The organism is Streptomyces sp. Y309 (assembly GCF_056712025.1).
Genome location: NZ_CM160048.1, coordinates 1039463 through 1065739, shown reverse-complemented (window position 1 = coordinate 1065739; position 26277 = coordinate 1039463). Strand labels below are relative to the sequence as shown.

At 72.6% G+C, this 26277-nt stretch carries 22 protein-coding genes; 15 read left to right on the top strand and 7 right to left on the bottom strand.

What is annotated here, in order from left to right:
* Nucleotides 1–69 precede the first annotated feature (69 nt).
* A complete protein-coding gene (locus AC0KTA_RS03785; protein WP_481053654.1) occupies nucleotides 70–3087 on the top strand; it encodes an alpha-mannosidase in 3018 nt (1005 codons plus the stop codon).
* 54 nt (nucleotides 3088–3141) lie between these two features.
* Here AC0KTA_RS03785 and AC0KTA_RS03780 read toward each other — a convergent pair whose 3' ends face one another.
* A complete protein-coding gene (locus tag AC0KTA_RS03780; RefSeq protein ID WP_481053653.1) occupies nucleotides 3142–4539 on the bottom strand; it encodes a vanadium-dependent haloperoxidase in 1398 nt (465 codons plus the stop codon).
* Nucleotides 4540–4689: 150 nt separating this feature from the next.
* Nucleotides 4690–5442, bottom strand: a complete 753-nt coding sequence (locus tag AC0KTA_RS03775) for a FadR/GntR family transcriptional regulator (RefSeq protein WP_481056298.1) — start codon at nucleotides 5440–5442, stop codon at nucleotides 4690–4692.
* Nucleotides 5443–5683: 241 nt separating this feature from the next.
* On the opposite strand from AC0KTA_RS03775, the gene AC0KTA_RS03770 reads away from it, so the two are divergent.
* The 9 genes from AC0KTA_RS03770 (at nucleotide 5684) to AC0KTA_RS03730 (ending at nucleotide 14447) form a co-directional block, all read left to right on the top strand.
* A complete protein-coding gene (locus tag AC0KTA_RS03770; RefSeq protein ID WP_481053652.1) occupies nucleotides 5684–6766 on the top strand; it encodes a sugar ABC transporter substrate-binding protein in 1083 nt (360 codons plus the stop codon).
* Entirely contained in the window at nucleotides 6763–8340 is a 1578-nt protein-coding gene (locus AC0KTA_RS03765) for a sugar ABC transporter ATP-binding protein (RefSeq protein WP_481053651.1), read from the top strand. The genes AC0KTA_RS03770 and AC0KTA_RS03765 overlap by 4 nt, the downstream gene beginning before the upstream one ends.
* Nucleotides 8333–9379 carry an ABC transporter permease gene (locus AC0KTA_RS03760; RefSeq protein WP_481053650.1) on the top strand — a complete coding sequence of 349 codons (1047 nt, stop codon included), beginning with the start codon at nucleotides 8333–8335 and terminating at the stop codon, nucleotides 9377–9379. The genes AC0KTA_RS03765 and AC0KTA_RS03760 overlap by 8 nt, the downstream gene beginning before the upstream one ends.
* Nucleotides 9380–9479: 100 nt before the next feature.
* Nucleotides 9480–10865, top strand: coding sequence for an L-fuconate dehydratase (locus AC0KTA_RS03755; protein WP_481053649.1), 1386 nt, complete (start codon nucleotides 9480–9482; stop codon nucleotides 10863–10865).
* On the top strand, nucleotides 10862–11626 hold the full coding sequence (locus AC0KTA_RS03750) for an SDR family NAD(P)-dependent oxidoreductase (protein ID WP_481053648.1): 765 nt from the start codon (nucleotides 10862–10864) through the stop codon (nucleotides 11624–11626). Before AC0KTA_RS03755 ends, AC0KTA_RS03750 begins: the two co-directional genes overlap by 4 nt.
* On the top strand, nucleotides 11623–12633 hold the full coding sequence (locus AC0KTA_RS03745; protein WP_481053647.1) for an aldo/keto reductase: 1011 nt from the start codon (nucleotides 11623–11625) through the stop codon (nucleotides 12631–12633). Before AC0KTA_RS03750 ends, AC0KTA_RS03745 begins: the two co-directional genes overlap by 4 nt.
* Nucleotides 12630–12944: an L-rhamnose mutarotase gene (locus AC0KTA_RS03740; protein ID WP_481053646.1), complete on the top strand. Its 315-nt coding sequence runs from the start codon at nucleotides 12630–12632 to the stop codon at nucleotides 12942–12944. Before AC0KTA_RS03745 ends, AC0KTA_RS03740 begins: the two co-directional genes overlap by 4 nt.
* On the top strand, nucleotides 12941–13840 hold the full coding sequence (locus AC0KTA_RS03735; protein WP_481053645.1) for an amidohydrolase family protein: 900 nt from the start codon (nucleotides 12941–12943) through the stop codon (nucleotides 13838–13840). Before AC0KTA_RS03740 ends, AC0KTA_RS03735 begins: the two co-directional genes overlap by 4 nt.
* Nucleotides 13841–14084: 244 nt before the next feature.
* A complete protein-coding gene (locus AC0KTA_RS03730; protein WP_481053644.1) occupies nucleotides 14085–14447 on the top strand; it encodes a DUF805 domain-containing protein in 363 nt (120 codons plus the stop codon).
* Between the two features lie 2 nt (nucleotides 14448–14449).
* Here the strand turns inward: AC0KTA_RS03730 and AC0KTA_RS03725 are convergent, their stop codons facing one another.
* From AC0KTA_RS03725 to AC0KTA_RS03715, 3 genes are all read right to left on the bottom strand, one after another.
* A complete protein-coding gene (locus tag AC0KTA_RS03725; RefSeq protein ID WP_481053643.1) occupies nucleotides 14450–15874 on the bottom strand; it encodes a lipase maturation factor family protein in 1425 nt (474 codons plus the stop codon).
* A 98-nt stretch (nucleotides 15875–15972) separates the two neighbouring features.
* Nucleotides 15973–16662, bottom strand: a complete 690-nt coding sequence (locus tag AC0KTA_RS03720; RefSeq protein WP_481053642.1) for a response regulator — start codon at nucleotides 16660–16662, stop codon at nucleotides 15973–15975.
* Nucleotides 16659–17963: a sensor histidine kinase gene (locus AC0KTA_RS03715; protein WP_481053641.1), complete on the bottom strand. Its 1305-nt coding sequence runs from the start codon at nucleotides 17961–17963 to the stop codon at nucleotides 16659–16661. The genes AC0KTA_RS03720 and AC0KTA_RS03715 overlap by 4 nt, the downstream gene beginning before the upstream one ends.
* Before the next feature lie 132 nt (nucleotides 17964–18095).
* Here AC0KTA_RS03715 and AC0KTA_RS03710 point away from each other — a divergent pair, with 132 nt between their 5' ends.
* The 5 genes from AC0KTA_RS03710 (at nucleotide 18096) to AC0KTA_RS03690 (ending at nucleotide 24312) form a co-directional block, all read left to right on the top strand.
* On the top strand, nucleotides 18096–19007 hold the full coding sequence (locus AC0KTA_RS03710; RefSeq protein WP_481053640.1) for an ABC transporter ATP-binding protein: 912 nt from the start codon (nucleotides 18096–18098) through the stop codon (nucleotides 19005–19007).
* Nucleotides 19004–19849, top strand: a complete 846-nt coding sequence (locus tag AC0KTA_RS03705; protein WP_481053639.1) for an ABC transporter permease — start codon at nucleotides 19004–19006, stop codon at nucleotides 19847–19849. Before AC0KTA_RS03710 ends, AC0KTA_RS03705 begins: the two co-directional genes overlap by 4 nt.
* Before the next feature lie 198 nt (nucleotides 19850–20047).
* The gene (locus AC0KTA_RS03700; RefSeq protein WP_481053638.1) at nucleotides 20048–21256 is read left to right on the top strand and encodes a DUF6777 domain-containing protein; all 1209 of its coding nucleotides are present in this window, start codon (nucleotides 20048–20050) and stop codon (nucleotides 21254–21256) included.
* A gap of 70 nt (nucleotides 21257–21326) precedes the next feature.
* Complete coding sequence (locus tag AC0KTA_RS03695) at nucleotides 21327–23444, top strand: SpoIIE family protein phosphatase (RefSeq protein ID WP_481053637.1); 2118 nt, start codon at nucleotides 21327–21329, stop codon at nucleotides 23442–23444.
* Nucleotides 23445–23451: 7 nt separating this feature from the next.
* Complete coding sequence (locus AC0KTA_RS03690) at nucleotides 23452–24312, top strand: Fpg/Nei family DNA glycosylase (RefSeq protein WP_481053636.1); 861 nt, start codon at nucleotides 23452–23454, stop codon at nucleotides 24310–24312.
* 477 nt (nucleotides 24313–24789) lie between these two features.
* Here AC0KTA_RS03690 and AC0KTA_RS03685 read toward each other — a convergent pair whose 3' ends face one another.
* Together AC0KTA_RS03685 and AC0KTA_RS03680 are read right to left on the bottom strand one after the other, a co-directional pair.
* Nucleotides 24790–25443, bottom strand: a complete 654-nt coding sequence (locus AC0KTA_RS03685) for a zf-HC2 domain-containing protein (protein WP_481053635.1) — start codon at nucleotides 25441–25443, stop codon at nucleotides 24790–24792.
* 86 nt (nucleotides 25444–25529) lie between these two features.
* Nucleotides 25530–26051, bottom strand: coding sequence for a hypothetical protein (locus tag AC0KTA_RS03680; protein WP_481053634.1), 522 nt, complete (start codon nucleotides 26049–26051; stop codon nucleotides 25530–25532).
* Between the last annotated feature and the right edge of the window lie 226 nt (nucleotides 26052–26277).

The following is a 26277-nucleotide window of genomic DNA, read 5'->3' as shown; positions in this document are numbered from 1 at the left end:
CTGGGGAAAGCCCCGCAGGGCCAGTCAGCCGCGCACACCACACACGACCCGACCCACGGAGACCCGACCATGCACGACGACCGTCGCCTCGTCGAGGGGCGCCTCAAGCGCGTCCTGGACGAGCGCATCCGACCCGCCATATACCCCCACTCCGTCCCCCTGGACATCGCCGTATGGAACGCCCCGGGCGAACCGGTCCCGGTCGCCGAAGGCCTCGCCGCGGAGCCCGAGCCGACAGAGCCGGGCGCCCGCTGGGGCGCGCCGTGGGGCACGAGCTGGTTCCGGGTGACGGGCACGGTCCCGCCCGAGTGGGCGGGCAGGACAGTCGAGGCGATCCTGGACCTCGGCTTCGACGAGAACATGCCGGGCTTCCAGTGCGAGGGCCTGGTGTACCGCCCCGACGGCACCCCGGTGAAGGGCCTCAACCCACGCAACCAGTGGGTACGCGTCGCCGCCCCGGCCAAGGGCGGCGAGGAGGTGCGCCTGCACATCGAGGCCGCGTCCAACCCCGTCATCCTGGACTACCACCCCTTCCTGCCCACGCAGTTGGGCGACAAGGAGACGGCGGGCACTGAACCGCAGTACCGCCTGGAACGCATGGACCTCGCCGTCTTCGACGAGACGGTGTGGCAGCTCGCCATCGACCTGGAGGTCCTCGGCGAGCTGATGCAGGAACTGCCCGAGGACTCCGGCCGCCGCCACGAGGTACTGCGGGCCGTCGACCGGGCACTGGACGCCGTCGACCTGCAGGACGTGAACGGCACGGCGGCCGCCGCACGGGCCGAGCTCGAAGGCGTGCTCGCCGCCCCCGCGCACGACTCCGCGCACCGCGTCAGCGCCGTCGGCCACGCGCACATCGACTCGGCGTGGCTGTGGCCGCTGCGCGAGACGGTGCGCAAGGTGGCGCGTACGACGTCCAACATGACGGCGCTGCTCGAGGACGAGCCGGACTTCGTCTTCGCCATGTCGCAGGCGCAGCAGTGGGCGTGGATCAAGGAACACCGGCCCGAGGTGTGGGCGAAGGTGAAGAAGGCCGTCGCGGACGGGCGCTTCGTGCCGACCGGCGGCATGTGGGTCGAGTCGGACACGAACATGCCGGGCTCGGAGGCGATGGCCCGTCAGTTCGTGCACGGCAAGCGGTTCTTCCTCGACGAGTTCGGCGTCGAGAACGACGAGGCGTGGCTGCCGGACACCTTCGGCTTCGCGGCAGGCCTGCCGCAGATCATCAAGGCGGCGGGCGCCAAGTGGCTGCTCACGCAGAAGATCTCGTGGTCGCAGACCAACAAGTTCCCGCACCACACCTTCCAGTGGGAGGGCATCGACGGCACCCGGATCTTCACGCACTTCCCGCCCGTCGACACGTACAACTGCGCCATGAAGGGCAGCGAAATCGCCCACGCGGCACGGAACTTCAAGGACAAGGGCGTCGCCCGGCACTCGCTCGCGCCCACCGGCTGGGGCGACGGCGGGGGCGGCACGACCCGCGAGATGATCGCGAAGGCGGCACGGCTTCGCGACCTGGAGGGCTCGGCGACCGTCCGGTGGGAGACCCCGGCCGCGTTCTTCGAGAAGGCCGAGGCCGAGTATCCGAACGCGCCGGTGTGGGTCGGGGAGCTCTACCTGGAGCTGCACCGCGCCACCCTCACCAGCCAGGCCGGCACCAAGCAGGGCAACCGCCGCAGCGAACACCTCCTGCGGGAGGCCGAGCTGTGGGCGGCCACGGCCGCGGTCCGGGCCGGATTCCCGTACCCGTACGAGGAGTTGGACCGGATCTGGAAGACGGTGCTGCTGCACCAGTTCCACGACATCCTGCCCGGCTCGTCGATCGCCTGGGTGCACCGCGAGGCCCGCGCGACGTACGCGGCGGTGGCCGCCGACCTGAACGGCATCATCGCCGCCGCGCAGAAGGCCCTCGCGGGCGACGGCGGCCGCCCCCTCGTCTTCAACTCCGCGCCGCACCCGCGCGACGGCGTCGCGGCGGGCGGCGCCGGGATGCCCGTCGCCGCAGGGCAGTCGGCGATCGCCGCGCGCGCGGACGGCGGCTTCGTCCTCGACAACGGTCTGCTGCGCGTGGAGATCGACGCGCGCGGGCTTGTCGTCTCGGCGTACGACATCGTCGGCGGACGCGAGACCGTCGCCCCCGGGCACGCCGCGAACCTGCCCCAACTGCACGCCGATTTCCCGAACATGTGGGACGCGTGGGACGTCGACGAGTTCTACCGCCACTCCGTCACCGACCTGACGGACGCGGAGGAGGTCGTGCCGGGCGACGGTGCCTCGGTGCGGGTCGTGCGCCGCTTCGGCGCCTCGCGGATGACGCAGGTCCTGACGCTCGCGCCGGGCGAGCGGCGCCTCGACATCGACACCGAGGTCGACTGGCACGAGACGGAGAAGTTCCTCAAGCTGGCCTTCCCGCTCGACGTGCACGCCGAGCGGTACGCGTCGGAGACCCAGTTCGGGCACTTCCACCGGCCCACGCACACCAACACGAGCTGGGAGGCCGCCAAGTTCGAGGCGTGCAACCACCGCTTCGTGCACGTCGAGGAGCCGGGCTGGGGCGTGGCCCTCGTCAACGACTCGACGTACGGCCACGACGTCACCCGCGCCGTGCGGGACACCGACGCCGGTACCACCACGACGGTACGGGTGTCGCTGCTGCGGGCGCCGCGGTTCCCCGACCCCGAGACCGACCAGGGCCTGCACCGGTTCCGGCACGCCCTTGTGCCCGGGGCGGACGTCCTTGACGCCGTGCGCGAGGGGTACCGGATCAACCTGCCCGAGCGGCGGGTCACCGGGAGCGGCGCCGAGGTCGCGCCGCTGGTGGCCGTCGACGACGACGCCGTGGTCGTGACGGCGGTGAAGCTCGCGGACGACGGGAGCGGGGACGTCGTGGTCCGCTTCCACGAGGCACGCGGCGGCCGGGCCCGTACCACCCTGCGTTTCGGCTTCGAGGTGGCGGCGGTCGACGTCACCGACCTGCTGGAGCGGAAGCTGGACGGCGGCCGCCCGCCGGAGCGGGACGAGGGCGCGGTGTCCGTGTCGCTGCGGCCGTTCGAGCTGGTGACGCTGCGGGTGCGCAGGGGCTGAGTGACGGCAGGGACGGCTTGGGCGACCACGCGCTCGGCGCGTGGTCGCTCCGCGTCACGAGGGGATCGGCTTGAGCTTGTTCGTCACCACGTAGTCACCGACCTTGTTGCCGACCGTCAGACCGTCCGTGGCGTCCCACGGATAGTGGACACCCAAGTACAGGCGGCTGTTGGCGTTCTCCTGGGCGGCCTGGTGGAAGGTGGCGAAGGTGCGGGACCTCACGGGGGACTTGGGCTCTTCGGTGGTGAGGGTCATGGTGAAGCCGGGCGTGTCGAAGTAGTGCTCCATCACCTGCTCCCACGCTCCGCCGAACGTCGCGTGTCCCGACGCCCACGCCGGGAAGCAGGGGGTCGTCCCCGCCAGCGGCTTCCAGGTGCGGTCGATGCCGCTGTCACGGATCGCGGACACAGGGCGCCACAGGTCGATCGGGGTGCGGTACTTGACGTCCCACTCGGCGATCGCCGCGTCCGCCATGGCGAGCGACACCAGGGCGAACAGGCGCGCGTTCTGGTACGTGGTGAGCCTGCGGGCCTCGGACACCTCCCGGGTGTGCTGGAGGATCTGCCCGGGCGGCTTGTACGTGCCGTTCGCGTCGTTCGCCCAGAACCAGGCCGCGGCCGTCTGGTCCCTGCTGCGTTCGCTCTCGGGCGCGTTCACGTCACCCGCGCGGCGCACCTTGTCGACCTGGTCCCGGTAGGCCGTGCTGGCGAGGAGCCGGTCGTACGTGCCGTACAGCTCGGGGGTGGGCGGGCGGAACGACGACCCCGTCGGGATCGCGAACGGCTTGACCTCCCCCCAGCGCGGCGTGGCCGCGTCGCTGTCCTGCGTGCACGAGGGGTCCGGAAGGTCGGCGTAGTGCGTGGGTCGCCAGGCGCCGGGCACGTTGTCGCCCGTGTACGGCCGCTGGTCGTCGGACCCGTCGGCGGCGCGGGCCGCCTCCATCCGGGCCACCACCTTGTTGACCACGGTGTGGTCCAGGAGGTCGAACTCGTCGGGACGGGTGCCGAAGCGGTCGGTGAACTTCTGGTCGAGGTACGGCTTCTGCTCCTTGAACAGGCCGAGCAGGATCTTGTACGCGGTGCGCCCGATCACCCGCTCCTCCTCGTGCGGGCCCTCCAGGATGGCGTCGTAGCGGTACGCCTCCAGGTACGGCTCCGAGGTCATCTTGTGCCAGCGCAGCCGGTACGAGCTCTCCGCGTCGTACATCGCCCCGTTCAGCGTCGCGGCGGCGCGGGCCAGCGGGCCGGGTGCGCCGCCCTTGGTGCGCATGGCCTGGAGCAGGACGTTGTTCCAGTAGTGGATCGGGTCGCCGGAGAAGTCGGGTGCGGCGCCGGCGGGTGCGGGCGCGGCCACCAGCATGCCGCAGGCCGCCGACAGCGCGACCGCCGCCGCGGCCAGGCGGCGGCGCACGCCCCTGCTTCTTCTTCTGGTGCCGCTTCGCGTTGTGGCCATGGTGGGTCCCCCCTGGGACGTCTGCGTCGAGAACGCGTTCGACGAGGGGGCTCCCCGGGGAACGGGTGCTTCCAACGTGGCGGCCCGAGTTTGGCCGGATGGCCACTGTCCATTTGCCCGCTATCGGGAGGACCGCTATCGGGAGGACCGCTATCGGGAGGACCGCTCTCCGGATGGCCGCTCTCCGGATGGCCGCTGTTCCTCCCACTGCCGCCGCAGCCAGTCCTCCACCTCCCCCACGTGCGCGGCCGCCGCCGCCCGCGCCGCCTCCGGGTCCCGTGCGACCAGGGCCCGGTGGATGCGGGCGTGCTCGCGCCGGGTGCGCTCGAAGGCGCCCTCCTCCTGGTAGCCGCGCCACACGCGGGCCCGGAAGGTGCGCGAGGACAGGCCCTCCAGGATCGCCGCCATCGTGTCGTTGCCCGCCGCCAAGGTGATCGTGCGGTGGAAGGCGAGATCGTGGGAGAGGATCTCCTCGGGGTCGTCGGTGGCGTTCATGGCCGCCAAGTGCTTCTCCACGTCGGCCAGTTGGTCCTGCGTGATGCGGGCGGCGGCGAGCGCGGTCGCCGTGGACTCCAGGACCCGGCGCACTTCGAGGAGCTCCACCAGGCGCGGTCCGCGCGACAGGTCGGCGACGACGCCGAAGGTCTCGAGGAGGTCCCCGGCCTCCAACTGGGTCACGTAGATGCCGGAGCCGTGCCGCGCCTCCAGGACGCCGAGCACCGTCAGGGCCCGGATCGCCTCCCGCATGGAGCTGCGTGAGATCCCGAGCTGGGTCGCCAGGTCCCGTTCGGTGGGCAGCCGTTGACCGGGCTCCAGGAGTCCCTCGCCGATCATCGCCTTGATCTCCTCGATGGCCCGCTGGGTCACCGTGCCCTTCTGCGCGGGGACGGTGCCTTTCGGCACGGGCGCGGAGCCTTGCTGCGCGGGCGGGGCGCTCTGCTCGCTCTGGTCCACGAAACGCTCCTTCACTTGCCGGTGTCGCGCAGTGTAGCCACAGATGTGGTCCGACCACTACGGCCGGAAAGCGGGAAAAGTTGGCGACGAGGGGTGTTGTGCGCGCCAAGTGGTCTGATAAATATTCGCCCATCGGTCGCTCGACCCCTACCTGAGTCCCGCTTGATCACGCTCGATGAGGAGCCGTCAGATGGTCGGCAGTAGTGTGCGGAACAGCCCCCGGAGGACGCGGAGTTCGCGGCCGGCCCGAGCCGTCGCCCTGGCGGCCTGCGCCGCCCTCGCGCTCACCGCCTGCGGCAGTACGAAAGACACCGGGGGATCCGGTGGCAAAGCCGGCGGCGAGGGCAAGGTCGGCGTGATCCTGCCGCTGCTCACCTCGCCGTTCTGGCAGTCGTACAACGACTACGTACCGAAGATGGCGAAGTCCGAGGACGTCGACGCGCTCAAGACCGTCAACTCCAACAGCGACCCCTCGCAGCAGATCACCGACATCAACAACCAGCTCAACCAGGGCGTCAAGGGCCTGGTGGTGGCCCCGCTCGACAGCGCCGCCATCTCCGCCGGGCTCGACCAGGCCGAGCGCAAGGGCGTGCCCGTGGTCGCCGTCGACGTCGCGCCCGAGAAGGGCGAGGTCGCGATGGTGGTGCGCGCCAACAACGTCGCGTACGGCCAGAAGGCCTGCGACTACCTGGGCAAGCAGGTCAAGAGCGGGAAGGTCGTCCAGATCATGGGGGACCTGGCCTCCGTGAACGGGCGTGAGCGGTCCAAGGCCTTCCGCGACTGCGTGAAGGAGAAATACCCGAAGCTGAAGGTCCTGGAGATTCCCGCCAAGTGGGAGTCGGACACCGCCGCCTCCAAGCTCGACACCCTGCTCAACTCCAACCCCGACATCAAGGGCATCTACATGCAGGCGGGCGGCGTCTACCTCGCGCCCACCCTGCAGACCCTCAAGTCCAAGGGGATGTTGAAGAAGGCGGGCACCGAGGAGCACATCACGATCGTGTCCAACGACGGCATCCCGCAGGAGTTCGACGCCATCCGCAAGGGCCAGATCGACGCGACCGTCTCGCAGCCCGCCGACTCGTACGCGAAGTACGGCATGTACTACATCAAGGCCGCGATGAACGGGAAGAAGTTCAAGCCCGGACCCACCGACCACGGCTCCACCATCGTGAAGCTGCCGAGCGGCATCCTTGAGGACCAGCTCCCCGCGCCCCTCGTCACAAAGGCGAACGTGGACGACGCCGAGCTGTGGGGCAACTCCGTCAAATGACGACGCCGACCCCACCGAGCCCCGCGGCGCCCGTGCCCCTCGTCGAGGCGTCCGGCATCGTGAAGCGGTACGGACCCACCGTGGCCCTCCAGGACGGCCGGCTCACCGTCCGGCCCGGCGAGTCCCACGCCCTCGTCGGCCGCAACGGCGCGGGCAAGTCCACCCTCGTCACCATCCTCACCGGCCTGCAGGCGCCGGACGCGGGCACCGTCCTGTTCGACGGCGAGGCCGCGCCGCCGCTCGCCGACCGCGACGCCTGGCGCCGCAAGGTCGCCTGCGTGTACCAGCGGCCCACGGTCGTGCCGGAACTGACCGTCGCCGAGAACCTCTTCATCAACCGCCACCCCCAGGGCCGCGGCGGACTCATCAGCTGGCGCCGCCTCAAGACCGAGGCCGCCGAGGTCCTGCACACCTGGGACGTGCGCGTCGACCCCGAGGCGCGCACCGCCGACCTCAAGGTCGAGGACCGCCAAATGGTGGAGATCGCCCGGGCGTTGAGCTTCGGCGCCCGCTTCATCGTCCTCGACGAACCCACCGCGCAGCTCGACAACCGCGAGATCGAGCGGCTGTTCACGCGCATGCGGGCCCTCCAGGACTCCGGCGTCACCTTCCTGTTCATCTCGCACCACCTGCAGGAGGTGTACGAGGTGTGCCAGACCGTCACCGTCCTGCGCGACGCCCGCTGGATCACCACCGCCCCCGTCGCCGACCTGCCCCGCGCCGCCCTCGTGGAGGCCATGGCGGGCGAGGCGCTGACCGAGAGCAAGGTCCGCGCCAGGACCGAGGTCCCCGCCGACGCGCCCGTGCTGCTCGACGTCCGTGGCCTGAGCAGCCCTTCGTACGAGGACGTCGACCTCACCGTGCGCCGGGGCGAGGTCGTCGGGCTCGCCGGGTCCAGCGGCAGCGGCAAGATCAACCTCGCGGAGTCGTTCACCGGTCTGCACACGCCGACCGGCGGCACCGCCCTGCTGGACGGCGAGCCCCTGAAGTTCGGCGACGTGCCCGCCGCGCTGCGGGCCGGAGTCGGCTGCGTACCGCGCGACCGGCACGGCGAGGGCCTGGTGTTCTCCATGTCCATCGGGGACAACGCCACGATGAGCGTCCTCGGCCGGCTCGGCCGGTACGGCTTCGTCGGCACCGACCGCAAGCGCGCCTTCGCGGGCGGGCTCATCCAGCGGCTCGACATCCACGCCGAAGGGCCCGACCAGCCCGTGTCCGACCTCTCCGGAGGCAACGCCCAGAAGGTCGTCATGGCACGGGCCCTCGCCTCCGACCCGCGCCTGCTCGTCCTCATCAACCCCACCGCGGGCGTCGACGTGAAGTCCAAGGAGTCGCTGCTCGCCCGCGTCGACCGCGCCCGCGACGACGGCACCGCCGTCATCGTCGTGTCCGACGAACTCGACGACCTGCGCCGCTGCGACCGCGTGCTCGTCCTCTTCCACGGCCGCGTCGTCGCCGAACACCCGGCGGGCTGGCACGACCACGAGTTGATCGCGTCCATCGAGGGCGTCACGGAAACAGCGGCATCTCACGGAACAGACGCAGCAGAAGAAGGAGTGGAACAGCGTGGCTGACACCAAGGCCCCGTCGGCCTCGCCGCCCAGCCCGGACATCGCCGAGAGCGCCGCGCAAGCACGCTCGCAGGCCCGCGCCGTGCTGCTGCGGCGGGCCCGCGAACTCGCCCTCGTACCCGCCCTGTTGCTTCTGATGGTGCTCGGCGCGTTCGTCAACGACTCGTTCCTGACCGAGCGGAACCTCATCTCCATCCTCGGCGCCTCCGCGGCCCTGGCGATGGTCGTCCTCGCCGAGTCGCTGGTGCTGATCACCGGCAAGTTCGACCTGTCCCTGGAGTCGGTGGTCGGCATCGCGCCCGCCATCGGCGCGCTGCTCGTGCTGCCCGCCGCCCAGGCCGGCTTCGGCACCGACATGCCCGCGGCCGTCGGCCTGCTCGCGATCGTGCTGGTCGGCGCGGTGATCGGCGGCTTCAACGGCATCCTCGTGGTCAAGCTGAAGCTCAACGCCTTCATCGTCACGCTCGCCATGCTGATCGTGCTGCGCGGCGTCCTCGTCGGCGCCACCAAGGGCAAGACGCTGTTCGGCATGCCCGAGTCGTTCTTCACGCTCGCCACCTCCACGTTCCTGACCGTGCCGCTGTCGGTGTGGATCGCGGCGGCCGCCTTCGGCATCACCGGCCTCGTCCTGAAGTACCACCGCGTCGGCCGCGCCCTGTACGCGATCGGCGGCAACGCGGACGCCGCGCGGGCCGCGGGCATCCGCGTCGAGCGGGTCATGCTCGGCGTGTTCGTCGTCGCCGGGACGCTCGCCGCCGTCGGCGGACTGATGCAGACCGGCTACGTCGGCGCCATCAACGCCAACCAGGGCCAGAACATGATCTTCACCGTGTTCGCGGCGGCCGTCATCGGCGGCATCAGCCTCGACGGCGGCAAGGGCACCATGTTCGGCGCGCTCACCGGTGTCCTGCTGCTCGGCGTCGTACAGAACCTGCTCACGCTCGCGCAGGTGCCGTCCTTCTGGATCCAGGCCATCTACGGCGGGATCATCCTCGTCGCCCTGATGATCGCCCGCGTCACCACGGGCCGTGCCCAGGACTGACCGCCCCGGACGCGCCCAGGACCGACCTCCTCGGGCCGCGCCCAGGACGTCCGTCCCCGCCCGCCCCACGGCTCCCTGTTCCTTTCCGGAAAGGCCTCCTGTGTCCCCAACTCCCGGCCGCGTCACGGCGGTCGACACCTACGACATCCGGTTCCCGACCTCGCGGGAACTGGACGGGTCCGACGCCATGAACCCGGACCCGGACTACTCGGCCGCCTATGTGGTGCTGCGCACCGACGCCGAGGACGGACTCGAAGGGCACGGCTTCACGTTCACCATCGGGCGCGGCAACGAGGTGCAGGTCGCCGCGATCGACTCGCTCAGGCACCATGTCGTCGGCCGCTCCGTCGACGAGCTCTGCGCGGACCCGGGCACACTCAACCGCGACCTGATCGGCGACAGCCAACTCCGCTGGCTCGGACCCGAGAAGGGTGTGATGCACATGGCCATCGGCGCCGTCGTCAACGCCGTCTGGGACCTGGCCGCCAAGCGCGCCCGCACCCCGCTGTGGAAGCTCCTCGCCGACGCGGAGCCCGAATGGCTGGTCTCCCAGATCGACTTCCGCTACATCGCCGACGCGCTCACGCCCGAGCAGGCACTCACGCTCCTGCGGGGCGGCCGCGCGGGCGCGGGGGCCCGCGAGGCACGGCTGCGCGAGCGCGGCTTCCCCGGCTACACCACCTCACCCGGCTGGCTCGGCTACAGCGACGAGAAGCTCACCCGCCTCGCCCGCCAGGCCGTCGCCGACGGCTTCACCCAGATCAAGCTGAAGGTCGGCGCTGACCTCGACGACGACGTACGCCGCTGCCGCACCGCCCGCGAGGCCATCGGCCCGCACATCCGCATGGCGATCGACGCCAACCAGCGCTGGGACGTCGACGAGGCCGTGCGCTGGACGCGCGCGCTCGCCGAGTTCGACCCGTACTGGGTGGAGGAGCCCACCAGCCCCGACGACGTCCTTGCGCACGCCACCATCCGCGACGCCGTCGCCCCCGTGAAGGTCGCCACCGGCGAACACGTGCAGAACCGCATCGTGTTCAAGCAGCTCCTCCAGGCCGACGCCATCGACGTCCTGCAGATCGACGCGGCCCGCGTCGGCGGCGTCAACGAGAACCTGGCGATCCTGCTGCTCGCCGCCCGCTTCGGGGTGCCGGTCTGCCCCCACGCCGGCGGCGTCGGGCTGTGCGAACTCGTCCAGCACCTGTCGATGTTCGACTACGTGGCACTGTCCGGCACCACCGAGAACCGCGTCATCGAGTACGTCGACCACCTGCACGAACACTTCGTGGACCCCGTCGTGATCCGCGACGGCCACTACCTCGCACCCGCCGCGCCCGGATTCTCGGCGACCATGCGCCCCGAATCGCTCGCGGAATTCACCTACCCCGGCGGCGCCTTCTGGGCCGCCGACCTCGCGCACCAGGCCGCACTCGCGGCGAAGACGGCAGACACAGCGAAGACGGCAAAGAAGGGGGCAGCGGCATGACGGACTTCACCGGCCTCAGGGCCCTGGTCACCGGCGGCGCCTCCGGCATCGGGCGGGCCACGGCGGAACTCCTCGCCGCCCGGGGCGCCCAGGTGGCGGTGCTCGACCTCGACCCGAGCGGCGTGGAGAAGCCGCTGCGCGGATACGCCGCCGACGTCACCGACGACACGGCGGTGCGGGACGCGGTCGCGGCGGCCGTGGCCGACTTCGGCGGACACGGCGTGCTCGATGTACTGGTCAACAACGCGGGCATCGGCGCGCAGGGCACCGTCGAGGACAACGACGACGCACAGTGGCACACCGTCCTCGACGTGAACGTCCTCGGCATCGTCCGCACCACCCGGGCGGCGCTGCCGCACCTGCGGTCCTCCGCGCACGCGGCGATCGTCAACACCTGCTCCATCGCGGCGACCGCGGGCCTGCCGCAGCGCGCCCTGTACTCGGCGTCCAAGGGCGCGGTCCTCTCCCTGACCCTCGCGATGGCCGCGGACCACGTACGGGAGGGGGTGCGCGTGAACTGCGTCAACCCCGGCACCGTGGACACCCCCTGGGTCGGCCGCCTCCTGGACGCCGCTCCCGACCCGGCCGCCGAACGCGCCGCCCTCCAGGCCCGCCAGCCCACCGGCCGCCTCGTCACCGCCGACGAGGTCGCGGGCGCCATCGCCTACCTGGCCAGCCCGCTGTCCGGCGCCACCACCGGCACCGCCCTCGCCGTCGACGGCGGCATGCAGGGCCTGCGGCTGCGGCCGGTGGCCCAGTGAGCGGCATACGGGCCCGGCGCCTCGGCCGCAGCGCCGTCCGGGTCAGCGAGCTGTCGTTCGGCGGCGCGGGGATCGGCAACCTCTACTCGCCCGTCACCGACGAGGACGCGGCCTCCGCGCTCGACTCCGCCTGGGACGCGGGCATGCGCTACTTCGACACGGCGCCGCACTACGGCCTCGGCCTGTCCGAGCGCAGGATCGGCGCGGCACTGCGGGGGCGCCCCCGGGACGCGTACACCATCTCCACGAAGGTGGGGCGGATCCTGGAGCCGGTCACCGGGCCCGTGACCGGCGACGACCTGGCCGACGGCGGCTTCGCCGTGCCCGCCGCGCACCGCCGCCGCTGGGACTTCAGCGCGGACGGCGTGCGCCGCTCGATCGAGTCCAGCCTGGCGCGGCTCAGCCTCGACCGGGTCGACATCGTCTACCTCCACGACCCGGACGACCACGGCGAACAGGCCTTCCGCGAGGGCTATCCAGCCCTGGAACGGCTGCGCTCCGAAGGCGTCGTGGGCGCCATCGGGGCGGGCATGAACCAGGCCGAGATGCTGACCCGTTTCGTCCGCGACACCGATGTCGACGCCGTGCTGTGCGCCGGCCGCTACACACTCCTCGACCACCAGGCGCTCACCGAACTGCTGCCCGCCGCGAGCGAACGCGGGGCGTCGATCGTCATCGGCGGCGTCTTCAACTCCGGGCTCCTCGCCGACCCGAAGGAGGGTGCGCGCTTCAACTACACCGAGGCGCCAGGTGAGTTGCTCGACCGGGCCCGGCGCCTGCGCACGGTCGCCGGGCGGCACGGCGTCACCCTGCGCGCCGCCGCCCTCGCCTTCCCGTTCGCGCACCCGGCCGTGGCGAGCGTCCTGGTCGGCATCCACGCGCCGTACCAAGTCGCCGACGCCGCCGAGCAGTTCGCCGTGGACGTGCCCGCCGACTTCTGGAAGGAAGCACGGGCGGAGGGACTGCTGCCGCCGCACGTGCCCGTACCGGGGGAGGGCCCGTCGTGAGAGTCGCCCTGCACACCAAGGTCCGTACCGACCGCATCGAGGAGTACGAGGCCGCGCACCGCGAAGTCCCCGCCGAGTTGACCGCCGCGATCCGTGCGGCGGGCGCCACGTCCTGGACGATCTGGCGCAGCGGAACCGACCTGTTCCACGTCCTGGAGTGCGCCGACTACGCCCGTCTCCTCGCCGAGCTGGAGCGCCTGCCCGTGAACGTGGCGTGGCAGGCGCGCATGGCGGAGCTGCTCGACGTGGTCCACGACTACTCCGGCGACGGCGCGGACGCGGGCCTGCCCGTCGTCTGGGAGCTGCCGTGACGGAAGCGGATGTGGCGGAAGCGGAAGTGACGGAAGCGGACGTGGGGCCCCGGATCGTCGACGCCCACCACCACGTGTGGGACCTGGACGTACGCGACCAGGAGTGGATCACCGGCTCCGCGATGGCCCCGATCCGCCGGACCTTCACGGCCGCCGACCTCGCCCCGCACGCCCGCGCCGCCGGGGTCGGCGCCACCGTCCTCGTCCAGACCGTCACCGTCCCGGAGGAGACCCCGGAGTTCCTCGCCCTCGCGGCGGACAGCGACCTGATCGCCGGTGTCGTCGGCTGGACCGACCTCACCCGCCCCGACATCGCCGACACCCTGGCCGCGCTCGCCGAACTCCCCGGCGGCGACCACCTGGTGGGCATCCGCCACCAGGTGCAGGCCGAGCCCGACCCCGAGTGGCTGCTGCGCCCGGACGTACGCCGCGGTCTCGACGCCGTCGCGGCGGCGGGTCTCGCGTACGACCTGGTGGTGCTGCCCCACCAACTCCCGGCGTGCGCGCGGGCCGCCGCCGACCACCCCGGCCTCACCTTCGTCCTGGACCACCTGGGCAAACCACCCATCGCGACGAACGCCCGCGATCCCTGGGCGACCTCCCTGCGCGCACTGGCCGCCCTGCCGAACACCACCGCCAAGCTGTCCGGCCTGGTGACCGAGGCCGACTGGACGAACTGGACCCCGGCGTCCCTGCGCCCCTACACCGACACGGCCCTGGAGGCCTTCGGCCCGTCCCGCCTGATGTTCGGCTCGGACTGGCCGGTGTGCGAGCTGGTGGCGACGTACGAGGAAGTGACGGCGGCGGCCCGGGAACTGACGGCGGAGCTGAGTGACACGGAGCGCGCGCAGGTCTTCGCGGGGACGGCGCGGCGCGTGTACGGGCTGCCGAACTAAGGGAATCGGCTGAGGTGGTGAGGCGTTCCCCCGCGATTCCGCTACGTCTCGGCCCGGTCCGGGCCTGACCTGGTTTGACGTATCCCGTGCCCGCCTTACTCCTGTCACCCAAAGCCGCATGAAGTGGACCAACCGGGACTGGTTGACCAGCACCACCCGAAGCCATACGTTCTGGTCCTCAGCGCGGTCTACGGGGGACGCGCTCCATCGCGGAGACACAGGCGCGGAGACACAGGGGGACGCGATGCACTGGTATGTGGACGTACTCAAGAAGTACGCGGTGTTCAACGGGCGTGCGCGACGCGCCGAGTACTGGATGTTCACGCTGTTCAACCTCGTCATCAGCGTCGTACTCGCGCTGCTCGACATGGCACTCGGCATCACGCCGATCCTGGAAGCGATCTACGCCTTGGCGGTCCTGCTTCCCGGCCTCGCCGTCGGCGCGCGCCGCCTCCACGACACCGGCCGCACGGGTTGGTGGCAGCTCCTCTTCCTGCTCCCGGTGATCGGCCTGATCATCCTGATCGTGATGCTCGCCACCGACAGCAAGCCGGCGAACGAGTACGGGCCCAACCCCAAGGAGGCCTCGTCGGCACCGGCTCGGTGAGGTCACGCGTCGAGTCGGGTCGGCGGCCAGAACTCCCGTAGGTACGTGCGCTCCCAGCACGCGCCCGTCTCCCGCAGCTCGCGCCACGTCGTGTAGCGGTAGCGGTACAGGCGGGCCCGCACGTGCCGCGGTGGCCGGTCGGGGAACGGGCAGTGGCGCAGCAGCCGCAGTGTGTCCCGGTCGCCTTCGAGGAGCCGTTCCACGAGCGGCCCGAACCACGGGCCCGCGTACGCGGGCGACAGCGCCGCGAACCACATCATCCAGTCGAGCCGCAGATGATGGGGCGCGAACTGCCGCGGCCACCGCCGTACGTCCCCGGGCTTGCCCTTGAACTCGTACTCCCGCCACTCGGAGTCCACCCGGGGCACCACGTCCGACGTCCCCTCGATCACGACCTCCTGCCGGACCCGGCTGACGCTGCCGAACGCGCCGTAGGAGTTGACCAGGTGCAGCGGATCGAAGGAGTAGTTCATGATCTGCCGCCGCGAGACCAGATTGCGGGCCGGACGGTAGCTCAGGGCGAGGAGCCCCGCCGTGACGGCGATGACCAGGATCTCGTACCAGAGCGGGGGAGCGGCGAGATCCGCGGGCGGGGCCGCCGCGTCGCCGAACAGGCGCCGGAAGTCGACGGCGCTGAGCGCGAGCGCGATCGTCAGCCAGTTCAGCCAGGAGAAGTTGCCGGAGAGGACGAGCCACAACTGGGTGGCGGCCATCAGCAGGGCCGCGCCCGTGGCGACGGGCTGCGGGGTGAACAGGAGGAAGGGGACGGCGAGTTGGGTGACGTGGTTGGCCGCCGCCTCGACGCGGTGCAGCGGCCGCGGCAGCCGGTGGAAGAACCAGCTCAGCGGGCCCGGCATCGGCTGCGTCTCATGGTGGAAGTACAGGCAGGTCAGCTTGCGCCAGCACGCGTCGCCGCGCATCTTGATGAGCCCGGCGCCGAACTCGACCCGGAACAGCACCCAGCGCAGCAGGAACAGCGCGAGCACGGGCGGACCGACGTCGTCCCCCGCGAGCAGCACCGCCAGGAAGCCGACCTCGAGGAGCAGCGACTCCCAGCCGAAGCCGTACCAGGTCTGCCCCACGTTCACGATCGACAGGTACAGCGCCCACGGCACGAGCCACAGCAGCATCGCGCCCCACAGCGGCAGCAGCCCGTCCGCGCCCGCGAGCAGCGCCACGGCCACCGCGCAGCCGCTCCAGGCGCACAGCGCGAAGAAGCGGTCCGAGTAGTGGAAGTGGAAGACGCTGGGGGCCCGGCGGAACGGCACGTGCGCCACGTACCGGGGCACGGGCAGCATGCCGCGCTCGCCGATGAGCGCGCGGAACTGCAGCGCGGCGCCGAGGAAGGCGACGAGATAGATCGCGGCCAGCACGCGCTGGAAGACCAGACGGCTCAGCCAGTAGGAGTCCGCCGTGAACCACTCCACCTCTCCATTGTGATGGAGGGTGAGTCCTGAGTCCTGTGGGCGGTCGCACGCGGTCACGCACAGCGCTGCGCGCCCCCGCTGCCCCAGCGGTGCGCCTGTCAGCGGGGCGGAGCCACCAGCCCCGTCTCGTACGCGATGATCACGAGCTGCACCCGGTCCCGCGCGTCCAGCTTCGACAGGAGCCGCGTGACGTACGTCTTGGCGGTGGCGACGCTGATGGAAAGCCGGTCGGCGATCTCGGAGTTGGACAGGCCGCCGCCGACGAGGGTCAGGACCTCGCGCTCGCGTCCCGTGATGCCCGTGACGTCCCGCGGGGGCGGGGCGGCCTCGGGACGGTCCGCGAACTCCTTGATCAGGCGGCCGGTCACGCTCGGCGCGATCAGCCCGTCCCCGGCCGCGACGACGCGGACCGCGGCGAGGATCTCGTCGAGCGCCATGTCCTTGACCAGGAACCCGGAGGCGCCGGCGCGCAGCGCCCCGTACACGTAGTCGTCGTCATCGAAGGTCGTCAGGACGACGATGCGGGTGGCGTCCGTGGCCCGCGTGATCCGGCGGGTGGCCTCGATGCCGTCCGTGCCGGGCATGCGGATGTCCATGACGACGACGTCGGGCCTCAGGTCCGCGGCGAGGCGGACCGCCTCCTCGCCGTTCCCGGCCTCGCCGACGACTTCGAGGTCGTCGGCCTCGGTGATGACCATCTGGAGCGCGGCGCGCACGAGGGGCTGGTCGTCGGCCAGGACGACGCGCACGAGCCGCCGTTCGTCGGCCGGGGCGAGGGGCGCCGTCATCGCACACCCGCCGGAACGGGCAGCCGCGCCGCGACACGGAAGCCGCCCTCGGGGCGCGGGTGCGCGGTGAACTCCCCGTGCAGCAGGCCGACCCGCTCACGCATGCCGAGCAGGCCGTAACCGGTGCCGTGGCCGGCGGTGCTCCGGCCGCCCCCACCGTCGGCCGCCGCATCGTTGGGTCCGTGCCTGCGGTCGGCCGCCGCGTCGTCCCGCCCGTGCCCGCCGCCGACCGCCGGGTCGTCCCGGCCGGGGCCGCCGTCGAGGACCTCGATGGCCAGTTCGTCGTCGCGGCTGTCGACGGTGACCCGGCAGGAGCGGGTGCCTGCGTGCCGGACCACGTTGGTGACCGCCTCCTGGATGATGCGGTACGCCGATACGTCGATCTCCGCGGGCACCGGCCGGAGCTCGCCGAGCCAGCGCACCTCGACGCGGACGCCCGCGGCCGTGGTCGTCCGCGCGAGCCGGTCCACGTCGGCGAGGCCAAGACCGGGGTCGAGGGGCGCCGCCTCGGCGGCCTTGCCCGGCTCCGGGGTGCGCAGCGCGCCGAGCATGCGGCGCAGGCCGGAGAGCGTCTCGCGGCTCGCCGTCTCGATCTCACCGAGGGCGCCGCGGGCCCGCTCCGGCTGGGTGCCGATGACGCGCCGCGCCGCGCCCGACTGGAGGGCGATGATGCCAATGCTGTGCGCGACCATGTCGTGCAACTCGCGGGCGATGCGCAGTCGTTCGGCCGTGACGGCCTGCGCGGCGGCCTGCGCGCGGAGCTGCTCGGCGTGGCGGCGGGACTGGTGCGCCGCGTCGCCGAGGAGCCAGGCGACGACGGCCGTCAGCGCGACGGTCAGCTCCGCCGAGGTCCCGACGACCCAGCCGGACGCGAGGCGCGTGATCAGATATCCGGCGAGCGTGCCGAGCGCCATGGCGAGCGCGGCGAGGCCGGTCCGGCGCGGCCGGTTCGCGGCGATGACGTACACCGCGACGTCGGCGGCCACGAACTGCAGCAGCGGAATCTCGGCCACGCTCAGCGTGGTCGACGCGCCTGCCGCGGCGAGCAGGACGAGGGCGAGCCCGGCCAGCGGGCGGCGGTGCAGGCGGTGGCTGCCCGCGAAGGCCAGCGCGGTGGCCAGGGCCAGCATCGCCATGCCGTCCCACCGGAAGAAGAGCACGCCCTGCTGCATGGGCTGGGCCTCACCGGGGAGCCGGAACCGGAAGAGGAACGTCAACGCCGACCCCACGCACCAGGCCAGCGCCGTCCACGTACTCGGCGATACGCGTCTGAACAGGGGCTGCGGTGGTGTCACGGACATGTCGGCATCGTAATCGCGTGATCGGCAGCCGGGATCGGCCCACGGGTGTACAACCAGGGTCGACACCGGGCGGCCCGGATTGTCGGCGGCGGGCCGATGCCGAACGGGCCCCGCCCCCGGCACCGTTGACACATGATCGAAGTCAAGGACCTGACGAAGCGCTACGGCGCGACGACGGCCGTGAAGGATCTCACCTTCACGGTGCGGCCCGGATGCGTCACGGGCTTCCTCGGGCCGAACGGCGCCGGCAAGTCCACCACCCTGCGCATGATCCTCGGCCTGAACGAGCCGACGGGCGGCTCCGTCACCGTCGGCGGCCACCCCTTCCGCGACCGGCCGCGCGGCCTGCGCCACGTGGGCGCGCTGCTCGACGCGGGCGATGTGCACGGCGGCCGCAGCGCCACCGCGCACCTGGCCGTGCTCGCCCGCGGCAACCGCATCCCGCGCCGCCGGGTGGACGAGGTCCTCGCGGAGGTCGGGCTCGCCGGGGCGGCGGGGCGGCGTCGCATCGGGGGGTTCTCGCTCGGCATGCGGCAGCGCCTCGGCATCGCCGCCGCGCTGCTCGGCGACCCTCCGGTGCTCCTCTTCGACGAGCCGCTCAACGGGCTCGACCCGGAAGGCGTGTTGTGGGTGCGCGGCCTGTTCCGGCGCCTGGCCGCCGAGGGCCGCACCGTCTTCGTGTCCAGCCATCTGATGTCCGAGATGGAGAACACGGCCGACGAACTGGTCGTCATCGGGCGCGGCGAGCTGATCGCGGCCGAGAGCCGCACGCGGTTCGCGGCCCGGGGCACCGGGGCGGGCGTCACCGTGCGCACACCGCGCGCCGCCGACCTGGCGGACCTGCTGACCGCCGAGGGAGCCGTCGTGCAGCGGGACGGCCCGCTGCTCACCGTCACCGGCCTGGACGCGGCCCGCGTCGGCGGCCTCGCCTGCCGCCACGCCCTGCCGCTGCACGAACTGGCCCCGCGCGCGGCGTCCTTGGAGGAGGCCTTCATGGAACTCACCGCCGACAGCGTCGACTACCTCGCGGGAGAAGCACGATGACCACAGGAACTGCCCCCTGCGCGGCCGAGGTGACCGGCGAGCCCGCCGCCCGCTTCCGCGACCTCCTCGCCGCGGAGTGGCTGAAGCTGTGGTCGCTGCGGTCCACGCCATGGGCGTACCTGATCACCGCGCTCGCCGTGATCGGCTTCAACGTGGGCCAGGCGTACGACACGTACCGCTACTGGAGGGCGGAGATGGCGGGGGAGCGGGACAGGTTCATCCGCGACGGCATCCCCCTCGCCGAGGCCTTCACGTCCAACGCCGTCCTGATCCACGTCCTCGCGGCCGGAGCCATCGGCGCCGCGACGGTCGTGGGGGAGTACGGCACAGGGCTCATCCGGACGACGTTCGCGGCCGTCCCCGCCCGCCGTTCGGTGATGGCCGCCAAGGCCGCCGTGGTCGCGGCGGTGACCACCGTGTTCGGCGCGCTGGTCGCCTTCGTGTCCTTCTTCGCGACGCAGGCGATCCTGTCCGGCCGGGGCATCGGGGTCCCCCTCGACCACCCCGGCGCCCTGCGCGTCGTCGTGGCGTCCGCGCTGCTCACCCCCGTCGCCGCGCTGGTGGGCATGGCGATCGGCACGCTCCTGCGCCACATGGGCAGCACGATGGTCGCCACCGTCGCGACGCTGCTGGTGCTGCCCATGGTCGTCAGCCCCGACCGGTACTGGTCGGCGCTCATCGCCCACGCCCTGCCGTACCGGGCGTGGGAGCGGCTGACCGAGCCCGGCTGGCACGTCGAGGCGTACCCCTGGTCGACGGGCGGGGCCTGGACGGTGTACGTCGTGTGGGCACTGGCCGCCGTCGCGATCACCGTGTTCAGCGTGGAGAGACGGGATCAGTGAGTCGACCGGCCGGGCAGGCCGGGGGGATGGGCAGCCCGGCCGGTGGGCATGGGCAGCCCGGTCGGTGGGTCTCGGCCGGTGGGCGGTGGGAGGCCGCGCGCACGCGGCCCGGCCGGGCCCCGCCTCCGCTTGCGGGGCCCCGCCGCGCCCGCCAGACAATGAGGGACGAATGCCCCGGCAACAGGCGGGAGACCCCCCGTGCGCGCATCCACCAGGACCTGGGCGACGGCCCTCGGGATATCCGCGGCGCTGACCGTCGGGGGATGCTCCGGCTCGGACGGCGGCGGCGCCCAGGGGAAGAAGCAGCAGGCCGACACCGGTCGGGAGCTGTTCCTGCAACCCGTCGCCGCGCAGGGCCCGGACCCCTTCACGGACTCCACCGCCCGGGACACCGCGAGCCCTCCACCCGTCACCCGTTCGCAGCAACCGGCACCCAGCGGCTCCCCCTCGCCCGCCGACCAGGGCCTGCGCTCCCTGCCGGGCGGCACCCCCGGCCTGTACGGGGGAACGCAGCGGATCGGCAGCTGCGACGTGGGGCTGCAGATCCGCTTCCTGACCGCCGAACCCGCCCGGGCCCGCGCCTTCGCCGACGCGGCGGGCATCGCCCAGGACGACATCCCCGCGTATCTGCGCGGCCTCACCCCCGTCGTCCTGCGCGCGGACACCCGCGTCACCAACCACGGCTACCGCGACGGGCACGCCACCGCCTACCAGTCCGTGCTGCAGGCCGGCACCGCCGTCCTCGTCGACGACCGCGGCCTGCCCCGGGTGCGCTGCGCGTGCGGCAACCCGCTGAAGCCCCCGGTCGCCTTCCGGCACACCCCGAGCCACAGCGGGCAGCCGTGGAGCGGCTACCGGCCCACAAAAGTGATCGTCGTGACCCCCGCGCCGCGGCCGATCACCGTCATCGTCATCGTGAACATCGTCAACAACACCTGGATCGAGCGGAAGACCGGCGACGAGCACGGCAAGGACGACCATTCCGTGCCCCCACCGGACCCGTCGTCCACCCCTCCCACGCCGCCCACGCCTCCCACCCCGCCCACATCCCCCACCGACCCCGCCGACCCGGACGACGAGAGCCCGGACCCCTTCGACCCGTCCGACCCCTCCGACCGTGACTCCGGCCCCCTCACCCCCGACGAGGACACCACCTCGACCGACTGCCCCACTCCCACCCCGGGAACCGACACGGACGACCCCCTCGACGCCACCCCGGCCCCGCTCCCGCCCGGCTGCCCCACCCCCACCACGAGCGACCCGCCGGGCCCGGACATCCCGGACGACCCGGACGTACAGCCGCCCGGCGAGCAGGACACGGGGCAGGGCCTCACCCCCGAGGAGCGCACGCCCGAGGACGGCGGCCCCACGGACCCCGGCCCCGACCCCGGCTCCTTCGACAGCTGAGCGCCGGGGCGCCGCACGGGCGGGCCGCCGTCCACATGCGGCCGTCCGAGGGTGCGCCTAGCGTTGGCCCATGGACGCGGGCACGGGAGGTGTCGAGGCGGCGCTGCGGCGCTGCTGCGGCGGCTCCGCATCCCCTCCCACCTGCTGTTTCCTCGACGCCTACGGCTCCGGTCTCGAGATGGGCGGCTTCGAGTGGGACCTGCGGAGCGGGGAGCTGCTCCTGGACGACGCGGTCCTCGCCCTCTTCGACCTACGGCCCGACGAATTCGACAACCGGCCGCAGAGCCTCGCCGTCCGGGTGCCGCCCGGCGAGGCCCACCGCCTCGACGTCCAGGTCTCGCAGGCGCTCAAGAGCGGCGACGTCAACTACGGCGCGTACTTCCGGGTGCGCCTGCGCGACGGCAGCCTGCGCTGGCGGCACACCCAAGGGCACGTCCTGCGCGACGACACCCGGCGCCCGCAGCGCATCGTCGGCATCGTCCGCGACGCCACCCGCGAGCTCAGCGACAGCACCGCGCACCGCGAGCGGGTCGAGGAGGAGGCAGACCGGCGCCGCCGCACCAGCGTCGTCCAGGGCACCACGGCGGCCCTGGCCCACGCGCGTACCGTCGCGGACGTCATCGACGTGCTGAGCGACGCCCAGGGCCTGGCCCACCTCGGCGCCTCGCACCTGGTCATGGGCCTGGTCGAGGCCGGCCGGATCCGGCTCGTCGCGGAGGGGCCGCCGGAGGGCTACGTACCCGGCACCCGCCTCACACGCGTCGACGAGCCCTACCCGATGAGCGAGGTCGTGCGCACCCTCTCGCCGCGCTACATCGAGACACCGGAGGAGTTCGCCGCCTCGTACCCCGTGCTGTGGCCGCACATCGAGCACCTCGGCATCACCTCGGCCGCCTATCTGCCGCTGATCGCCCAGGCCCGGCCGCTCGCCGTGCTCGGCCTGCTGTACCAGGACCGCACCGGGTTCACCCAGGAGGAACGCACCGTCCTGGTGGCGCTCAGCAGCAGCATCGCGCAGAGCCTGCAGCGGGCCATGTTCTACGAGCAGGAGAAGGACCTCGCGGAGGGCCTCCAGCAGGCCATGCTGCCGCGCACCATCCCCGGCGTGCCCGGCGCCGATATCGCCGTGCGCTACCGCAGCGCCGCGCTCGGCCGCGACATCGGCGGCGACTGGTACGACGTGATCCCGCTGCCCGGCGGCCGCGTCGGCGCCGTCATCGGCGACGTACAGGGCCACGACACGCACGCAGCCGCCGTCATGGGCCAGCTGCGCATCGTGCTGCGCGCCTACGCCGCCGAGGGCCACACCCCCGCCACCGTCATGGCCCGCGCCTCCGGCTTCCTGCACGAACTCGACACCGAGCGCTTCGCGACCTGCCTGTACGCGGAGGCCGACCTCAGCACCGGCGTGGTGCAGCTGGTGCGCGCCGGGCACATCGACCCGCTGCTCCGGCTCACCGACGGCACCTGCCGCCGGGTGCCCGTCGACGGGGGGCTGCCACTCGGCCTGTCCGCCGAGTTCGGGCGGCTCGACTACCCCGTCACCACCGTCGAACTCGACCCCGGCCAGATGCTGTTGCTCTACACCGACGGCCTCGTCGAGGAGCCGGGCGCCGATCTTGACGACGGCACCCAGGCACTCGCCGAGCTCGTCTCCGTCGGCCCGCACGACCTGCAGGAGCTGGCCGACCTGCTGTGCGGCCGGGTCGACGACGGCCGGGGCGACGACGACGCCGCGCTGCTCCTGATGCGCCGCCGCGTGATGGACGCGCCGCGCTCCGGCGGCCGCCTCCAGCAGCACGTCGCGCCCAACGACCCGGAGGCCCTCGCGGAGGCGCGGCACATGATCCGGGCCGCCGTGCGCGCGTGGGGCGCGCGCGACCGCGCCGACGAGATCGAGCTGGCCGCAGACGAGCTGATCACCAACGCCCTGATGCACACCGACGGGCCCGCCATCGTCACCCTGCGCGTCCTGTCCGGCGCCGACCGGCGGCTTCGCGTCGACGTCGAGGACTCCTCCAGCGCGCTGCCCCGGCTGCGCGAGGCCTCCGACGACGGGGTGTCCGGGCGCGGACTGCTGCTCGTGGACCGGCTCGCGGACGTGTGGGGTGTGGACTCCCGGGGCGGGGGAAAGTGCGTGTGGTGCGAGTTCATCGTGCCCGCGCGCGACGCGGTGGACGAAGGGTGAGACGGTCATGCCGGAACTGCCGGAGGTCGAGGCGCTGCGGGAGTTTCTCGCCGACGCGCTGACCGGGCACGAGATCGTCCGGGTGCTGCCGGTCGCGATCAGCGTCCTCAAGACGTACGACCCGCCGGTGACCGCGCTCGAAGGGCGCGAGGTGACCGGCGTCGCCCGGCACGGCAAGTTCCTCGCCGTCGACGCCGGCGGGCTGCATCTCGTCACGCATCTCGCCCGCGCGGGCTGGCTGCAGTGGAAGGACCCGCTGCCGAGCGGAGTGCCGCGGCCCGGCAAGGGGCCGCTCGCGCTGCGCGTGGCGCTGGAGACCGGAGCGGGATTCGACCTCACCGAGGCCGGTACGCAGAAGCGTCTCGCCGTGTACGTCACCGACGACCCCGCCGCGCTTCCCGGCATCGCCCGCCTCGGCCCCGACCCCCTGTCCGCGGACTTCACCCTGGAGCGGTTCGCGGGGCTCCTGGAGGGGGAACGGCGGCGCCTCAAGGGCGCGTTGCGCGACCAGAGCCTGATCGCCGGCATCGGCAACGCCTACAGCGACGAGATTCTGCATGCCGCGCGGATGTCGCCCTACAAGCTCGCGGGGAGCCTGTCCGCGGCGGACACACGGCGCTTGTACGAGGCGCTGCGCGCGACGCTGGCGCAGGCCGTGGAGCGGTCGCGCGGGGTCGCTGCCGCTCGGCTGAAGTCCGAGAAGAAGTCGGGACTCCGGGTGCACGGGCGTGCGGGGCTTCCTTGTCCCGTCTGCGGCGACACCATCCGCGAGGTGTCCTTCGCGGACTCGGCGCTGCAGTACTGCCCCACGTGCCAGACGGGCGGCAAGCCGCTGGCCGACCGCCGCATGTCCCGGCTACTCAAGTAGCCCGCTCTCCCGGGCGTTTTCGTTCCCGCCGCTCCGCGGCGGATATCTCCCACCCGCCCGCCCGTTCACCGGAACAGACCCGTCCGGGCTGGCACCGCCGCCCCTGTGGGACACCTCTGCGGGTGGGCCACGCTTCCGGTGCCACAGCGGGTCGTTCGGCGTCGCCGGGGTGGGGAGGGTGATGCGTTCCCGCCGCTGCGCGGCGGATCTCTCCCACCCGCCCGCCCGTTCACCGGCACAGACCCGTCCGGGCCGGCACCGGCGCCGCTCTGGGACACCTCTGCGGGTGGGCCACGCTTCCGGTGCCACAGCGGGTCGTTCGGCGTCGCCGGGGTGGGTGGGTTCTCCGGCGCCTGCCTTGCGGCGCCCGCGTGGGCGGTCACTGCCGGTTCCCGTTCCTGCTGTGGGCAGCTGGGCCGCCAGGGGCGGCACGGGTGGGCACAGCCCACGTCGGCGGTGCCGTGGCGGCGACGGTGCCTAGCGCGGGCGCAGGGTGAGGAGATGTTCGCCGTCGTCGGTGGCGCGGACCTCGAAGTGGGTGATTCGGTCCGGGCGGAGCCCCGTGCCGCCGGTGGTTTCCAGGGCTTGGCCAGGGGTCCGCCACGTCGTCACGGTGTCCCGGGAACCGTCCGTCCCGACGGCGACCAGCTCGCAGGCCCGCCCCCGCCCCGCAGGGTCCCGCACCTGGAGGCCCACCTCGGTCCCCCACGCCCGCCCCCGGGCGGTGAGCACGGCCGCCATCCCGCTGCGACCGTCGCGCGCAGCGACCCGCAGCGCACCGTCACCCCCACCCGCGCTCATGACGACCGCCGCAGGACCGACGACGGCGAGCACCGCCCCCGCGGCGACGGCCCCGACCCACCGCCGGCGCCGCACCCGCCGGACCCGCCCGGTCTCGTCGAGGAGACGGTCGAGCAGCCGGGGCCCGGGCACGGCGGCGGCCGGATCGAAGGCGTACGGCACGGAACCCCCGTACGCCTTCAACAGCCTTGTGGGAAGGGAGAGTTCGGACACCTGCGCGCGGCAGGGCGCGCAGTCCACGAGGTGATCCTCGAAGCGGAACGTGTCCGCCTCGTCGAGGACGCCGAGCGCGTAGGCGCCGGCGTCGCGATGCCGCTCCAGGGACCTCATGGCGTTCCTTGTCGGTGAGGGTGCTTCTTGCCCTCCCGTACGCAATCGGCCCTCGAATCACTCAAGCGGGCCCAGAAGAAGCGGGCTCAGAAGAGCTGGATGGCCAGGTGGCCGAGCGGCAGCCCGAGCTGCCACGCCGGCGTCCACACCTTCGGCACGTCGTCGTCATCGCCGGGCACGGCCCCGCCCCCGCCGGGCACCGCGTCCAGGTCCGGCGCGAGCAGCTCCGTCTCCTCCAGCCAGCGCCACGCCGCCTCGGCGAGCACCAGGTCGGGCGCGGGGCCGCGCGCGGCCATCGCGTCGGCGGCGAGCCCGTCCATGCGCTCGCGGACCCACTCCTGCCAGGGCTGGTCGTGCGCCGTCAGGCAGAGCCAGGTCTCCAGCTGGGAGACCACGCGGATGCAGGACAGCTCACCCTGCGTGTCCGACAGGAAGATGGTCAGCGCGAGCGCGTCACGCCCGGCCCGGTACTCGAACGACGTCGGCGGCATCAGGTCGCCGGTGCGCAGCAACTCGTCCGCGATGTACTCGGCGTACAGCCATGCCATCGGGACCGTCAGCTCGTCTCCGCCGGGGCCCTGGGCGCCGTCCGTGCTCTCGTGCAGCATCACGCTCCGCCTTCCTTGCTCCGTGTACGCGTCACCGGCTTCTGGCCCCCCACCCGGAACACGGATGAGGACAGCCGATTACCCAACAGGGGTGCTGAGCAAGGCGCTTTACGGAGCCTTGACCCGGGCACCGGTTTCGCCGCAGGTGGAGCGGTCGTGTTCTTCGGGTCACAGTGCGCCGGTTTTGCTCCCTTTAGGCGACTGGCGCGGCTTTGATCCTTGACTC